Below are 13,636 nucleotides of genomic sequence, written 5' to 3' on the forward strand. Positions count from 1 at the left end.
CTATCCACGAAAGCACTTGCGCAAATAATAATAATTCGATATGTCCATACTCATCGAAATATAGATAAAAATCTCGGTGGCTGGGGAGATCGAAATGATCACACGTCGAATCGCTCTGCGCGATGCGCTCTTGGCGAGCGGGACGGCTTTGATCAGTTGGGCCATCCCAGGGCTCGGCCTGAGCGCCGAAGAGGACGTGTCGGCGCATGGCGCGGGGTCCACGTTTTCGGCGCCTCTGTACCAGAAGTGGATCGATGTTTATCGGCAGGATCACAAGCAGGTCGCGCTGAGCTATGACGTCGTGGGGAGTGGTGAGGGGGTCACCCGCTTTATCGCGGGATCGGTTGATTTCGGCGCCACAGACGTGGTGCCAAGCGAACCGATGCTCATCGGCGTCAAGCGCGGAGCTATTTCGGTTCCCGCGACGGCCGGGATGATCGTGCTCGCTTACAATGTCCCAGGCTTGGCCGGCGTCCTGAGGCTGCCGCGCGATGTCTACTCCGACATCTTCAGTGGCCGGATTAAGGTATGGAATGACCCCCAGATCCAGAAGGCCAACCCCAATTTGTCGTTGCCAAATAGGAACATCGCCGTGGTGGTCCGGCAGGACAGCAGCGGGACGACGGCCGCCTTCACGCGCCATCTTGTGGCGATTGGCGCGAGCTGGCATGCGAGCGGGGCTGGCGAGGGATTTGTGATCGATTGGCCAAGAGAGGCTATGCAAGGCAAAGGCAACGAGGGCGTCGCATCAAAGATCAAGATCAGTGAAGGCTCGATCGGCTTCGTGGAGTACGGTTTCGCCAAGCGCCTTGGCTTGCAGATGGCGACGCTCGAGAACAAGGCTGGACGCTTCGTCGAGCCCAGCGAAGAGGCCGGCCGGGCGGCATTGCTCGCAACGGAGAATAATTCCACGGCGGATCCACGGGGAGATGGATCATACCCGATCACAACCTTAAGCTGGCTGCTTCTCTACAAGAAATACGCAGATCCGAAGAAAGCCGCCGCCGTGAAGGATTGGGTGAGATGGGGCCTCACGACAGGCCAGACGTTTGCGTCCCAGCTAGGCTATATCCCTCTGCCTGCGGAAACGGCGGCGCTCGCGGAACGCTCTCTGGACGCCATTTCTTAAAATCGTAGGGTGACGTTTCTGATTCCGGCTTAAGGGTACGACGCCGCTTGCGGCCGGTGATGGACCAATTGTTGGAGCGCCGGCAAGCCGATTGGCGGGGTCGCCTGCCACGGCGCGAAGAATACTCTCTTTGCCATCGATCCGCAGACGCGCTCGATCTGTTTTTGCTCGCCCAGCAACCGCTGCCGAAGGAGCGGGTCGCGGGCGCCGGCGGCGACGAGGCTCTTGTTGACGACCCAGGCGTAGGGCTCGACATGCGCGCGCCTCAAGTCCTCCTGCAGAGCGCCGGCCTGGGACACCGGGGTGGTCTCCGCCAAAGTGACCAATATCACGCGCGTATAGGCCGGATCCTGGAGGCGCATCAGCGGCGTAATGATCCGACCTGCTGGCGGGTGCGACTCCGTCTGACGCGTAATCTGTCGATGATAGGCGCCGGTTGCGTCCATAAGCAGCAAGCTGTGTCCGGTGGGGGCGGTGTCGAGCACCACGAAGGCGCCGCGCGCTTCCGCGACAATTCTTGAGAAGGCGTGGAAGACGGCGACCTCTTCGGTGCAGGGCGAGCGCAAATCCTCGCGCAACAGAGCCTGCCCCTGTGGGTCGAGATCACGACCACGATCCTTCATTATTTTCTCGACGTAGCGTTCGGTCTCCGCCCTGGGGTCGATTCTGTCGACGCGCAAACCGGGAACCTCTCCCGCGAGCGTCATCGCAAGATGGGCCGCGGGATCGGTCGTGCTGAGATGCACAGTGTGACCACGCTGGACCAGACCGAGGGCAATCGACGCGGCGATCGTGGTCTTGCCGACGCCGCCCTTCCCCATGACCATGATGAGGCCCTTTCCATCCGCCGCCAGACGGTCGATTAGGCGATCTAACGCGGGAAGGTCGCTGGCAAGCTTTCTGTCTAGAAAGGCCGCCGCCGCCGCGGCAGGCGCCGAGGCCCGGCCAATCAGTGAGCGCAAGGCCCTTAACCCCAGCATGTCGAAAGGTCGTAGCTGAATATCGTCGCGCGGGAGATCCCGAAGGTTCTCCGGCAGATCCGCGAGCGCCCGCTTGCCTTGGTCTTCCAGCGACGCGGCCACCAAATCGGATCGGTCGCTGGCCAAGAACACGCCGTTCACGACCAGACGCTGGTTCGAGAGACCGAGCGCGCGAAACTCCGCTGAGGTTCGCGCCGCCTCGGCGATTGCGCCGATTTCGGGTCGCGTCACGAGGATGATGGTCGTGAATGCCGGATCAGAAAGCGCCGCCATCGCCGTCCTGAACCGAGCCTCTTGCATCTTGAGGCCGGAATGCGGCCCAAGGCAGGACGCGCCGTGATCATTGCCCTCGAGAAAGCCACTCCACGCCTTTGGCAGGCTGAGGAGACGAAGCGTATGCCCGGTTGGCGCCGTGTCGAAGACGATATGATCGTGGGTCCCATCGTCGACGGCCAAGCGGCCAACAAATTCGTCGAACGCAGCGATCTCCGTCGTGCAGGCACCGGACAATTGTTCCCGAACCATGTCCCGGTCTTGGTCGCTTGCCTCCGGCCCCATTTGGGCCAGCACCCGCATGCGATAGGAATCGGCGGCGGCGATGGGGTCAATATTGAGGACATCCAGACGCTCGGCGCCGGGGACTGGGACCGGTAGATTGCCCAAAGGCGCGTCCAATATCTCGTCGAGATTGGATGCGGGATCGGTGCTTACGAGCAGAACGGACTTGCCGCCGTCAGCGAGCGCTAAGGCGGCGGCGCAAGCGATCGAAGTTTTGCCGACGCCACCCTTGCCGGTGAAGAACAAAAAGCGGCTCGGATCGGCGAGAAATCCAGGCGGGTGGACCACAGCAGCGTCGTTCATGATGTCCTTCGGTCCGCCGTCGAAGCGGGCGATCAGGCCAGCGTCAGCCACACCCGATAAACGGGACTATAGCAGCACTAAACCATGATCCGAACCGTGGACGTCCGGGCCGAATGGAAACAGACCACGTTTCATTTTTTGGATTCCTTAAGAGATAATATGCGAAATTGTAGAGATAGAATAGAACCAATTAATTATCGTGCTATCATTCGCAGCCGTCCCTGCTACCGGCGCTCGGCCTTACGGTCGCGGACGAGCCTCGATTGATTTCCGCGACTGATTGGGCCACCGTGCGCGACAATGACCGACGAAGATGCGCTTCTGGCGGCGAATGCCGCCTATTACCACGCGTTTGACGCAGCCGATTTCGCGCGCATGTCGGTAGTCTGGGCCGACGACGATGTTTCCTGCGTCCACCCTGGATGGCCAGTGTTAATCGGTCGGCAAGCGATTTTGCAGTCCTATCGCGATATCTTGCGCAGTCCTTTGCAAGAGGCAATTGGCCATCGGGAGGATCTGGCCATCGTTTCGGGAAGCGATGGTAGAGTCATTTGCACCGAAATCGTAGGCGGGATGGCGCTCGTTGCGACCAACTGGTTTAAGCGCATCGACGGCGCCTGGCGAATGGTTCACCATCAGGCGAGTCCGATTGCGGTGCCCATCGATGAGGCAGCCTCCCAGCCTTCGTTTGGGCGATTGAACTAGAGCGCTTTCCGATCGAATGGAGTTATTCGATCGATCAGAAATCGCTCCAGTGTTAAAGAGCCTGAGCATATTCTCGTCGAACAGATTGAACCAATCTGTTCGACGAGAATATGCTCTAAGGAGAAGAAGGCCTCTTGCCTTGCCTTGCCTTTGGTCCTTGCCGACGCCGGACACTTCAGCCAAGATTGGCTCTCGCGCGGGAGTCTGGTCGAACGGAAATAGTGAGTTCTGGTTTTGCAGCGATGCTTGCGGTTGTCGCTTAAGACTCAGACACAGGCGTTCTCGTTGGCTCCGTCGTCGGCCTGAAGCCATGAGCGTCTGCCCAGGCTTCGAGGCCGGCGGCGGGTATGCCAAAGATCTTTCGCACCTCGGCCAGCGACCGCTCCGCATAGGCCCAAAAATCCCATCCCGACGCGAAAGTATCGGCTCTGCTGTCAGCTCCCGCGGCCCAGGCGCACCAAAAATTCTCAGGATCCATAGGGGTCTTGGCTTTCCCGGCGATCGGATTGATTTGGATGTGGAGATGCCAGATGAAGATCACCGGAAGGACGTGCGCCCCCATCGGCAAGCGCTTGTGCATTGTCGAGGTGAACACCGAAACAAGGATCTCGCCCCGCGGCGTGGTGTCATAGCCGCTGATGACATGAGCGCTGTCGTGCGGGACCGAAAAGCCGGCGTTCAGCGCCTTCGCCTCGCCCGGAAAATCATAGCCGTTCGACGTGAATTGGTGGTGAAACGCACGCCCGAAGCTGTTCGAAGGATATTTTGATAGAGCGTGGAAGCGGGCGGCCAGAGCTGGATCGGCGCCGGGCCCGGCATATGGCAGAAGCCAGGCGTTTGCATCCCCGCCGGTCCATTGGCCATTTGTGATGCTATCCATGTTCAGACGCGTCATTTCGGCGAGCGCGTCTTGCATATGTCCATTTGAGGCGAGGCCAAGCAGATCAAGATAGGAAGCCTCGATATTGAGCGCCGCCGCGTATCGGCGCACGGCGTCAACCTTGGCCGCCTCGGGGACGCCATCGATACACGTCATGACGGTCAGGAATTTGATCGCGTCCTCCCGCAAGCTCGCGGAGACGACGAATGATGCGAGCAGCTTGGGTTCGACGCGCGCGAGGGCTGCAAGATCGAGGGTGGAGGTCTTGCCGAAGATGAATCTCCAGGCGCCCCTGATCATCTCAATATCCTCTGACCGCGCGGGCGCCTGCCCGGCTTCCGCCACAAAGGCCATCGCGCCGAGGATCGCAAGACTGACATCCGCCGGAGCGCCCGGATGAAGCGCGGCCACTTCGAGATCATTGGACATCAACATGCTCCTATAAATCACTTGACGTAATTCGGCCGCCCAGCCAAGCGGGGCCCATCAGCCATGAAAGCAAATTAGTCTTGATGCGTAGTGAAGATATCGCCTCCTGCCGCCACCAATTTCGACTTCTGCTGATTCTAACGCTTCATCCGCCTCTGGAAAACTCGGACATGGCGGGCCCAAAACATCGCAGGCCATTGCGGTCCTCCCTAGAACTGCGCGCTGAGCGAGCCCATGATGGCGCGCGGCGCGCCATATGTGCGAACGCCGAGGGCGAATCCAGGGGAAACCGGGGCATAATTAATGGCCCCTGTGTAGGAGGTCGCGTCCAGGAGATTTGTGACATTGACCTGCGCCGTTATCTTCGCATCGGCGATCTTGAAGCTATAGGCGGCCATAAGATTCACGGTGGCGTAGGCTGATAGCATGGGCAATGACGGCGAGAGATTGAGGCCCGAATAATCCACAATGGGCTGCGAGCCATGATAGATGACGCCGCCGCCGACCTTCCACCCTGTCAAGACCTGCTGCTGGAATTCGTAGGTGGTCCAGAGGCTCCCCAAATTTCTTGGAATGTTCGGAAGGCGCTGGCCGACGTCGCCATTTTCGCTCTTGGTGATGCGGACATCCTGGTTGGCGTAGGCGACGATGACGTTCCAGCCGGGCAATATTGCCCCCTGTATATCGAGCTCAACTCCCTTGCTGCGCGCCTCGCCGGTCAATATGCTGAAGCCCTGGTGAAACGGGCTTGGATCAGCCGTGGGGATGTTGGTCTTGGTCAGATCGTAGTAATCGGCGCTGGCCCTCAGCCGCCCATCGAAGAACTCGAGTTTGACGCCCGCCTCCCCCTCTCGCGCGCTTGTCGGGGGAGCGGGGATTCCAGGATAGAGAGTGGCGCTGTTGGGACCAAAACCCTCGGAATAATTGGCATAGAAGCTCACCCAGCTTTCCGGCCGCCACAGTAGGCCGAAGCGGGGAGTCAGAGCGGATTCCGTGAGCGGAGGGCCTTGCGTCATTTCACCAAGCGTCGGCCCCGTTTCGCTGGCTTGATGGATATATTGGTATCTCGCCCCCGCGAGGAGATAGAAATTATAGGGCAGCTTGATCTGGTCCTGCAGATAGAGACCGGCGGTGTCTTGCACGCTGTTAGATCCGGAAGCGGGGGTCAGAGAACCGGGAAGCGGAGTCCCTGGATGAACCGGGTTGAAGAGATCAATTTGTGAAGGCCCTAAGTTAAAGCCAACTTCGCTTAGGACAGTGCTTTTGTAGACATCTCCGCCAATGAGCAAAGTATGTGTGGCTCCAAACGTGTTGATATGGCCGATAATATCGACATTTGTCGAATAGGTTGTCTGCCCTGTGGCGTTTGTCGCAAGGTAACGGTCAATTAATTGGGCGCCGCCCATTGCTTCAAGAGCGTATGGTTGTATAGTAGAGCTGCTATAAGCAATGCGGTTATAGGAAATTTGCTGTTTGATCGACCAATCGCCATCGAATTGGTGTGACCAGGTCAGCGCGGAAAAAAGCGACTTTTGCGCGGCGGGAGAGTTTCCACCATAGTTGCGGCTTCGCGGGATGGGCATGAACGCCCCCTTGAAGACAGGATCAACACCATAGAACTGACCGAAGCGATTTTCATCATATTGGGCTTCCAGCTTCACCCAGGTCGCTGGATCGATGTTCCATTTGAGCACGGGCGCAAGAAAAATATCCTGTGAATGCGTGAGATCGACGGGCGAGCCAAACGGCGCGCCATTGTTCTGGTAGGACATATTCATCCGGTAGAGCCATGCGCCGTCCTTCGTGACCGGGCCGGTTGCGTCGACGCTGGTGCGGTAATTGGCGAAGGAGCCAATCTGCTGGTTAACCGAATAATAGGGCGCGGTCAGCGGCTCCTTGGTGATGATATTGACGATGCCGCCGGGCTCGACAAGCCCGTAGAGCATTGCCGCAGGGCCCTTGAGCACCTCGATGCTCGCCACATTGGCGAGTTGTTGCGTGGAGGCGCCATCCAGGAAGCTGACGGTGGTATCCTGACGAAACCCGTCGCGGAAGAGCGTCCAGGTGGGAAACCCACGCAAGACAATTTGACTGTAGGCAGTCCCAGCGCCCAACGCGCCGGGGCCCGCGACCGTCACGCCGCTGACATTCTGCAACGCTTGGTCGAGGCTGATGACTTGCTGATCCCGCAACACCTGCTGAGTGATCACCTGGATATTCAGCGGCGTGTCCATGATGGGCGTATTGGTCTTGGTCCCGGTGGCGGCGTCTTCCAAGACATAAGTGGCGTTATAGGGGTCCTGCGCCGGACCCGCGCCGCCGAACCCGCTCGCTGTCCCAGCAACGTCGACCTCGGGCAGCGGGACGCCCTCCTCCTCGGCGACGCTTCTCCCGTCGAATTTGCCGCGCTTGATCGCGACCGCGCCTCGACCGGTGAAGGCGTAAGAGAGGCCGGTTCCAGCGAGCAACTGGGCGAGCGCCTCGCGCGGGGTCATATGCCCGGCCGCTCCGGCCGTGCTGGCGCCGCGAACGGCCGCATCGGCGTAGACCGGTCTCAGTCCCGTCTGCCGGGCAAGCGCATCGAGGGCTGGGCCCAGCGCTTGCGGCTGGATGTTGATGTCTCGCGCGTCCTCCGCGAGCGCCGCTCCCGCCGCCAGGGTCAGGCAGGCGCTCAGATAGGCTCCTTTGCCGAGCATGTTCAAAAAGCGCATTTGTTTCCCCCATGGTCTATTTTCAGGCTCATGAGGTAAGAGCGGCCGGCGCGGCAAACCCCGCCACGCTATTCTGGGTTATTTTTCCGGCGTGCCTTTTCTGCCACTCTCCAGGATGTAAAGGCCGGGGCTAGGCCGGACGAGTTTGAGTGGAAGGACCGCGGCGATGGTCTCCAGCGCGGCATCGAGATCGTAGGTTGGCATGACGCCGCTGAGCGTCATCGCGGCAAGCTCGGGCGCTTCGAGCTTGACGGTTGCTGTATGGTAGCGGCCAAGTTCGGCCAGCACCTGGCTGAGCGGCCGCGCATTGAGAACAAGCTCGCCATTGGCCCATGCGGCGACGGCCTCTGCGTCGAGAGCTTCAAGGGCGGCGATTGCACCGCTGCGGCCGAAACTTCGAGCGTAGCCCGGTTTGAGGGAGGCGGCGCGTTCGCCATTCGCGGTCACGATGTTTACCTCGCCTTCCAGGACATAGACCGATGCGCGCTCCCCCTCCAGGCGGACATCGAACATTGTCCCAAGATCTCGGATGCGGCCGCCGGCCGCCTCGACCTCGAAAGGCTTCAGAGCGGAATGGGCAATCGCGAACAGCGCCTCGCCCCGGATCAGCCGAGCCGAACGCTGGAGCCATGAGACATGGAGGGTCAACTCGGAATTTGTGTTGACTTCTATTCTGGAGCCGTCGCCGAGCCAGAGTGTCCGCCGCTCCCCGATCGCCGTGCGGATGATCTCATTGCGCTCGTGCGGCCACCATGGCGACGCAAACAGCGCCGCAGCCAGCAGCGCCGCGGCAAACCCAAGACCGCCGAGACGGACCATTTCGCGGCGCCGTTGCGTCCTCCGGCCATTGGCTCTTGCTTCCTCCAATTGGCGAAAGCCGGCCGTTTCAAGGCCGCCGAGGCTTTGCCACAAACGCTCCGCCTCATCATAGCAGGTGCGGCAGGCGGGATTTCCGGCCAGCCAGGCGTCAAAGGCGCGGTCGTCGTCCGCGTCTTCGCCGGCATGGCGTCGGGCGACCCAGCGCGCCGCCGCCTCCCGGATTCTGGCCTCGGAACGGTCGCGCGATGTCATGGGATAATCGAATCTCGTAAAAGATCTAGGCGAAGCGTCGATATAGGAGGGGATCCGCCCGGCCTGACCGCCATTGTTTAGCGGCTGTCCTGGCCGAGCCGCGTCAGGCAGTGCTCCAAAGCTTTGGCGACGTAACGCTCGACAGTGCGCTTCGAAAGCCCCAATGTCATCGCAACCTCCGCATGGGTCAACCCGTCGATCCGGTTCAACAGGAACGCATGACGCTGGAGTTTCGGCAGTTCGTCGAGCGCGGCGACGCATTTGGACAGCTGGATCGCCGCGTCGGCGGCGGCATCGGCGGAAGGAAGTTCGGATCGCAGCGTCGCAAGCGCATCTTCAGGGTCGCCCCAACTTGTCCGCAATCGGTCGATGGCGGCTCCCTTGGCGGCGAGATTGCCGACGACGCGATAGAGATAGGCGCGTGGGTTCTCGATCGCGACCAGATCGGAAACCTGCATCAGTTGCGCATAGGCGTCCTGGACGATGTCCTGGGCCGTGACCGAGCCCAGGCGCCGGTTGGCGAAAGCCAACAGTTCCTGATGGTGTTTGCGAAACAATGCGTCGAAAAGAGCGCGCCGGCTGATGGGCATCGCAAACGGATTCATTATGGCGTCTTCAAGAAATCGCGCCTTCGCGCGGAACAGGCGTCCAGGATAAGGGTGTCTATCTTCATGCTGTCTGGTGGTCCTCGTGGGACCGAACGCTCGCCGCCATGAAAGCGGGCGAGCACCGTACCGGTCCAAGGATTTCTTCCTGTTGGGTGAAACGTTACCGGCGTCCAGAATGCGCCAACGAAAATAGGCGTTCATGCGAAACCAATCGTCGCTGGGCCTACGGCGTTTCGATGGCGTCGTCGTCGCGTAAGCCCCAGCCGCCGTCGCGCCGACGAAGATCAGGTTCCAGCTATGGGTCGATACCGCGCTGGGGATCAGGACGAACTTGTGCCAGGCGAGCAGCGCGTCGCCGAAAGTTTGCTGGCCGGCGCTGGGAATGCCTGGTCTCAACCAGTTGGGGTTGGGAGCGGACGCTGGATCCACGACCTGAACGCCTAAAGGCTCGGTTTTGGTAACCGCTGTGAGCACGTGTGGAACCGCATCCAGCGCCTTGAAGCCCTTGTGCACGGCGACTTCGAGGATCGCTGTCGCTGGGTCGAGGGAGCAATAGACCGCCCGAAGGCCTCCGCTGTTCCAGCGCCCGCCTGCCCTGTATGCGCCTTCGCCATTGTCCCATATGGCGCGAAATGTCGCCTGGTCCAGCCGCCACGCCACAAGTTCGCTGCCGCCAAGCGCCGCCGGAAGCGGGGTCACACGTAAACGCCGTACTCAAGACGCTCTAAGAAATCCTCGACCATCTCCACGCCCGCGGGCGTCGCCAAGAGGTCGATCGGGCGTCGCTGGTCGAGGCCTATGGCGGAATGCTCCAGCCATTGCTCCGCCTCATCCTGCGACCCGCTTCCGCGCTACAGAGCCTCGCTTTGGGCGGACGGCGGCGGCGCGACGAGGCCCTCGCGCAAGCCAAAATATAAGAGTTCTATATCGGAACGCACTCCAAGCTTCTGCTTGATGACATAGTGGTAATTCGCCACTGTTTTTGGGCTGAGGTTCAGAGCCGCCGCGATCTCGGCCGCGGGGCTTGCTTCAAGAAGCAATCGCAGAATTTCGAATTCTCGGGGCGACAAGGCATTCAACGCCGAAGCGTCGCCGCTGAGCCGCCCCAGGGCCAATTCCTGGCTGACATCTGGCGAGATCGCCTTCCTTCCCGCAAAAACATCGACGATCGCATCCGCCAGCAACAAGGGATTGCTGCTCTTGGTGACGTAGCCTTTGGCGCCGGCTTGGAAAGCGTGCATCGCGTAGACCGCGTCCTGATGCATCGTGAATACGACGATCCGCGCCGCAGAGTCCCATGCCCGAAGCTGTCCGATAAGGTCAATGCCGCCGCGGCCCGGCATCGAGATATCGACCACAACGACGTCCGGTCGGACTTCCTTATAGCGCTGATAGGCTGTCCGGCTGTCCGCGGCCTCGGCCACAACCTCTATGCCCGCCTGCTTCTCCAAAAGGCGGCGATAGCCTTCCAGCACGATGGCGTGATCGTCGACAAGCATCACTCTGATCGCCTGCGCCATCACGCAGCCTCCGGCGCGGCGGCCGCGATCGGGATGATGACGGAGAGCCTCGCGCCGGCGGAGGCTCCGCTGCGCAAGTCCATGCGACCTTTAAAAATAGCGACTCTCTCGCGAATGCCGGCAAGGCCTGCGCCCGACCCCACGCTCTCATGCGGGTCGAAGCCTTTGCCATCGTCCTCGATGGTCAAATGCACGACGCTCTCCGCCGATCGGGCGGCATATCCGGTAAGCCGTTCGAGCGCCACATTGACATTCCGCGCTCCTGCATGTCTGGCGGCGTTGGTCACGCCTTCCTGCGCAATGCGAAAGACGGTTATGGCCACGGCGTCGGGCAATGCGCGTAAATCGCCGTTCTCCGAAAACGTAAAGCGAGTCGTTGCCCCGAGTCGTCCATTCCAACCAACGACTAAATCTTTCAGGCTCTCAACCAGGCCGAGCTCATCGACGACGGCCGGGCGCAACCGCGCAAGCGTATTGCGCAATTCATTCATCATCTTCATGGCGATCCGCGACAGGCTCATGGCCTCCGGCATCAGCTCCGGGCATGCGATTTGGGCGGTCGCTCCGACGGAAGCGGCGATCGCATTGATTGCCGCCAAATTTTGCCCAAACTCATCGTGAAGCTCCCGCGCCAAATGGCGGCGCTCCTCCTCCTGAGCAATAACGAGCCGGCGAGCGAGTTCCGCCCGCTCGGCCATGGTCGTCTCTAGCCGTGCGGCCATGCGATTGATCACTTCGCCGATCCGTTGCAACTCTATAAGCGGAACCTGCGGCAGCCGATAGGACAAGTCCCCACCAGCCAGCCGATCGATCCCCGCCAGCATGGCCACAGTCGGACGCAGAGCGCGATCAATGGCGAAATAAACGATCAGGCTCAAAAGCGCGATCGCGCTGGCCGTGACCGACATGATGCGGCGCGTTTCGCTCCAAGCGCGCGCCTCGCCAAGCATCGGATCGAGCGAGAGCTCGATGGTCGCTATTGGCTTGCCGCGGGTTTCGATCACGCGCCGAATTGGGCGCGTTGGCGAGAACAGCATCTGGTAAACACCTGAAAACCATTGCGGCGTGGCGGCGCTGGAGGCGGCGACGCCGAGACAGCTGGCATAGACCTGCTGGCGGTCGGCGTTTTCGAAGCGAATGCAAGAACCCTCGTCGAGCAATTTATCCGCAAGGAACCCCCAATCCGGAAATCGCTCGTCCTGATCAAATTCGGTTTGGAAGCGAACCGCCTGCAAATTGAGTTTGCCCGCCATCAACTCGACCTTCGCCTCCAGCCCGCGGCTCATGTCTATTCGCGTTTCCGCAATGACGAAAACCGCGGCGCCGAACGCGCAGGCGAGCGCGCCCAGCGCCACGCGAAGCATGACGGAAACCCTCAGGTTCAGCGGATGGATTGTGCTCATTACAAATCTCAAGCGACGCATTGTCCATAAGCATCATCTCGAGAAAGGTCGCAGCTTCCCGGCCGCCCGTAAAGCGCATGGGGTCATGCTCGGGAAATTTTCCCAACCCACGCAAGGACCGCATCCGAAGCGCTCGCGGCGGCCGAGCCCTATGCTTCAGCAATCCAATAAGCCGACTGCGCACGAGGTGACTCCATGCACACGAAACAGCCCATCACGAAAAAGCTGAACGCGCCAGTCGAGAAAACTTGGGAGGCAATAAGCCGAATAGGAAGGTTGGATGTATGGTTTCCCTTTATCGCTGCGTGTTCCGTGGAAGGAAATGGAATAGGCGCCTATCGGAAAATGACGACGATCGAGGGAGGCGAGATCACCGACATTATTCAAGAAATAGATCATAAACTGAAGCGGCTTGTCTATCTGAGAGTAAAATCGCCGTTTCCGGTAACATACTATCAAGGAACGGTCGAAGTATTTGAATCATTCGACTCGATGGCGGTTATTGCCTGGACCGTTGACTTTGAGTCTGATCCTAAGGACAGCGCCTCGCTAGCCGAACTTGTAAGGGAAGCGATAAGCGCCGGTCTCGATGGGATGGAAGGCGACCTGCGATCAGAGATCGCCTCACCCGCGAGCGGATGACGATGGCGCGCAGAGCGGCCAAGATTCTCAATCGCGCGCGGCGCGGCCGGCGCGACTCCAGTCCCATCCAACGTCCCGATCGACATTCCTCTCGAGCTTATCAGGAGCCAAGCATGAACGTTCGAATATTGGCGTCAGGCCGCCTCCGGCAATCGCTCATTCTTGGCGCGGCCGCGTTTCTCATGGCGCTGTTCGCGCCCGCCGCCGGACGATCCGAGCCGCGGCCGCCCATCAAACTCGCGGTCTTCGATATCGAACTCGACGACTTCTCCGCCGGCGGCCCGCTCGCAGGCGAAAGCGCGGCAGAGACGGCGATGCTGCGGCGCGCAACGGCGCTGGCGCGCGAGCGTCTTGCGCAATCGGGCCTTTTCGAGATCGTCGATGGGAGCGCTTCGGCAGATGAAATGGTCAAGTCGCATTGGCTGCGAAAGTGCAACGGATGCGAAACCGGCATAGCGCGCGATCTCGGCGCCGACATGTCGTTCATCGCCTTCTTTCGCAAGATTAGCGTGATGGAGCAATATTTGGAGTTTCGAATCCGAGACGCGCACACCGGCGCGCTCATGAATATCTCGCAGACGGATTTACGCGGCGAAACCGACGAGTCATGGAGCCGCGCCATCGTTTGGCTGATCAGATACCGGCTTGTGGAACCCGAGCTGGCGCGCCGGACTCGCGAACTGTCCCAATGACAGGA

11 protein-coding genes and 2 pseudogenes are annotated in these 13,636 nt (G+C 60.4%); 4 read left to right on the forward strand and 9 right to left on the reverse strand.

The window, feature by feature from the left end; translation table 11 throughout:
* Window positions 1-94 precede the first annotated feature (94 nt).
* The gene (gene pstS, locus DL86_RS15560) at window positions 95-1,129 is read left to right on the forward strand and encodes a phosphate ABC transporter substrate-binding protein PstS (RefSeq protein WP_036263376.1); all 1,035 of its coding nucleotides are present in this window, start codon (window positions 95-97) and stop codon (window positions 1,127-1,129) included.
* Between the two features lie 29 nt (window positions 1,130-1,158).
* On the opposite strand, the gene arsA is transcribed toward pstS, so the two are convergent.
* Complete coding sequence (gene arsA / locus DL86_RS15565; protein ID WP_036263891.1) at window positions 1,159-2,970, reverse strand: arsenical pump-driving ATPase; 1,812 nt, start codon at window positions 2,968-2,970, stop codon at window positions 1,159-1,161.
* Window positions 2,971-3,270: 300 nt separating this feature from the next.
* On the opposite strand from arsA, the gene DL86_RS15570 reads away from it, so the two are divergent.
* A complete protein-coding gene (locus DL86_RS15570) occupies window positions 3,271-3,675 on the forward strand; it encodes a nuclear transport factor 2 family protein (RefSeq protein ID WP_036263379.1) in 405 nt (134 codons plus the stop codon).
* Window positions 3,676-3,934: 259 nt separating this feature from the next.
* Here DL86_RS15570 and DL86_RS15575 read toward each other — a convergent pair whose 3' ends face one another.
* From DL86_RS15575 to DL86_RS15600, 8 genes and pseudogenes are all read right to left on the reverse strand, one after another.
* Window positions 3,935-4,984, reverse strand: coding sequence for a hypothetical protein (locus DL86_RS15575; protein WP_156964706.1), 1,050 nt, complete (start codon window positions 4,982-4,984; stop codon window positions 3,935-3,937).
* Between the two features lie 209 nt (window positions 4,985-5,193).
* Window positions 5,194-7,695 (reverse strand): TonB-dependent siderophore receptor, encoded by a 2,502-nt coding sequence (locus tag DL86_RS15580; protein WP_084572966.1) that lies wholly within the window; start codon window positions 7,693-7,695, stop codon window positions 5,194-5,196.
* 78 nt (window positions 7,696-7,773) lie between these two features.
* On the reverse strand, window positions 7,774-8,766 hold the full coding sequence (locus tag DL86_RS15585; RefSeq protein ID WP_036263385.1) for a FecR family protein: 993 nt from the start codon (window positions 8,764-8,766) through the stop codon (window positions 7,774-7,776).
* Window positions 8,767-8,843: 77 nt separating this feature from the next.
* Window positions 8,844-9,575 carry a sigma-70 family RNA polymerase sigma factor gene (locus tag DL86_RS20615; protein ID WP_342585877.1) on the reverse strand — a complete coding sequence of 244 codons (732 nt, stop codon included), beginning with the start codon at window positions 9,573-9,575 and terminating at the stop codon, window positions 8,844-8,846.
* A 48-nt stretch (window positions 9,576-9,623) separates the two neighbouring features.
* Window positions 9,624-10,073: pseudogene (locus tag DL86_RS20620) on the reverse strand (RES family NAD+ phosphorylase); the annotation flags it as partial.
* Window positions 10,070-10,216 (reverse strand): annotated as a pseudogene (locus tag DL86_RS19475) (antitoxin Xre/MbcA/ParS toxin-binding domain-containing protein); the annotation flags it as partial. The pseudogenes DL86_RS19475 and DL86_RS20620, both read right to left, overlap by 4 nt.
* A gap of 9 nt (window positions 10,217-10,225) precedes the next feature.
* On the reverse strand, window positions 10,226-10,894 hold the full coding sequence (locus DL86_RS15595; protein WP_245276397.1) for a response regulator: 669 nt from the start codon (window positions 10,892-10,894) through the stop codon (window positions 10,226-10,228).
* On the reverse strand, window positions 10,894-12,297 hold the full coding sequence (locus DL86_RS15600; RefSeq protein ID WP_036263388.1) for a sensor histidine kinase: 1,404 nt from the start codon (window positions 12,295-12,297) through the stop codon (window positions 10,894-10,896). The genes DL86_RS15595 and DL86_RS15600 overlap by 1 nt, the downstream gene beginning before the upstream one ends.
* A 195-nt stretch (window positions 12,298-12,492) precedes the next feature.
* On the opposite strand from DL86_RS15600, the gene DL86_RS15605 reads away from it, so the two are divergent.
* Together DL86_RS15605 and DL86_RS15610 are read left to right on the forward strand one after the other, a co-directional pair.
* Window positions 12,493-12,939, forward strand: a complete 447-nt coding sequence (locus DL86_RS15605) for an SRPBCC family protein (RefSeq protein WP_036263391.1) — start codon at window positions 12,493-12,495, stop codon at window positions 12,937-12,939.
* Window positions 12,940-13,052: 113 nt separating this feature from the next.
* Entirely contained in the window at window positions 13,053-13,631 is a 579-nt protein-coding gene (locus tag DL86_RS15610) for a DUF3280 domain-containing protein (protein WP_036263904.1), read from the forward strand.
* Window positions 13,632-13,636 lie beyond the last annotated feature (5 nt).

The organism is Methylocapsa aurea, assembly GCF_000746085.1.
GTDB classification, from domain to species: Bacteria; Pseudomonadota; Alphaproteobacteria; order Rhizobiales; family Beijerinckiaceae; genus Methylocapsa; species Methylocapsa aurea.

Excerpts from the sequence above, each read along its gene's own strand:
- pstS (WP_036263376.1), top strand. The coding sequence starts at position 95 with ATGATCACACGTCGAATCGCTCTGCGCGATGCGCTCTTGGCGAGCGGG.
- arsA (WP_036263891.1), bottom strand. The coding sequence starts at position 2,970 with ATGAACGACGCTGCTGTGGTCCACCCGCCTGGATTTCTCGCCGATCCG.
- DL86_RS15570 (WP_036263379.1), top strand. The coding sequence starts at position 3,271 with ATGACCGACGAAGATGCGCTTCTGGCGGCGAATGCCGCCTATTACCAC.
- DL86_RS15575 (WP_156964706.1), bottom strand. The coding sequence starts at position 4,984 with ATGTCCAATGATCTCGAAGTGGCCGCGCTTCATCCGGGCGCTCCGGCG.
- DL86_RS15580 (WP_084572966.1), bottom strand. The coding sequence starts at position 7,695 with ATGCGCTTTTTGAACATGCTCGGCAAAGGAGCCTATCTGAGCGCCTGC.
- DL86_RS15585 (WP_036263385.1), bottom strand. The coding sequence starts at position 8,766 with ATGACATCGCGCGACCGTTCCGAGGCCAGAATCCGGGAGGCGGCGGCG.
- DL86_RS20615 (WP_342585877.1), bottom strand. The coding sequence starts at position 9,575 with ATGAACGCCTATTTTCGTTGGCGCATTCTGGACGCCGGTAACGTTTCA.
- DL86_RS15595 (WP_245276397.1), bottom strand. The coding sequence starts at position 10,894 with ATGGCGCAGGCGATCAGAGTGATGCTTGTCGACGATCACGCCATCGTG.
- DL86_RS15600 (WP_036263388.1), bottom strand. The coding sequence starts at position 12,297 with ATGAGCACAATCCATCCGCTGAACCTGAGGGTTTCCGTCATGCTTCGC.
- DL86_RS15605 (WP_036263391.1), top strand. The coding sequence starts at position 12,493 with ATGCACACGAAACAGCCCATCACGAAAAAGCTGAACGCGCCAGTCGAG.
- DL86_RS15610 (WP_036263904.1), top strand. The coding sequence starts at position 13,053 with ATGAACGTTCGAATATTGGCGTCAGGCCGCCTCCGGCAATCGCTCATT.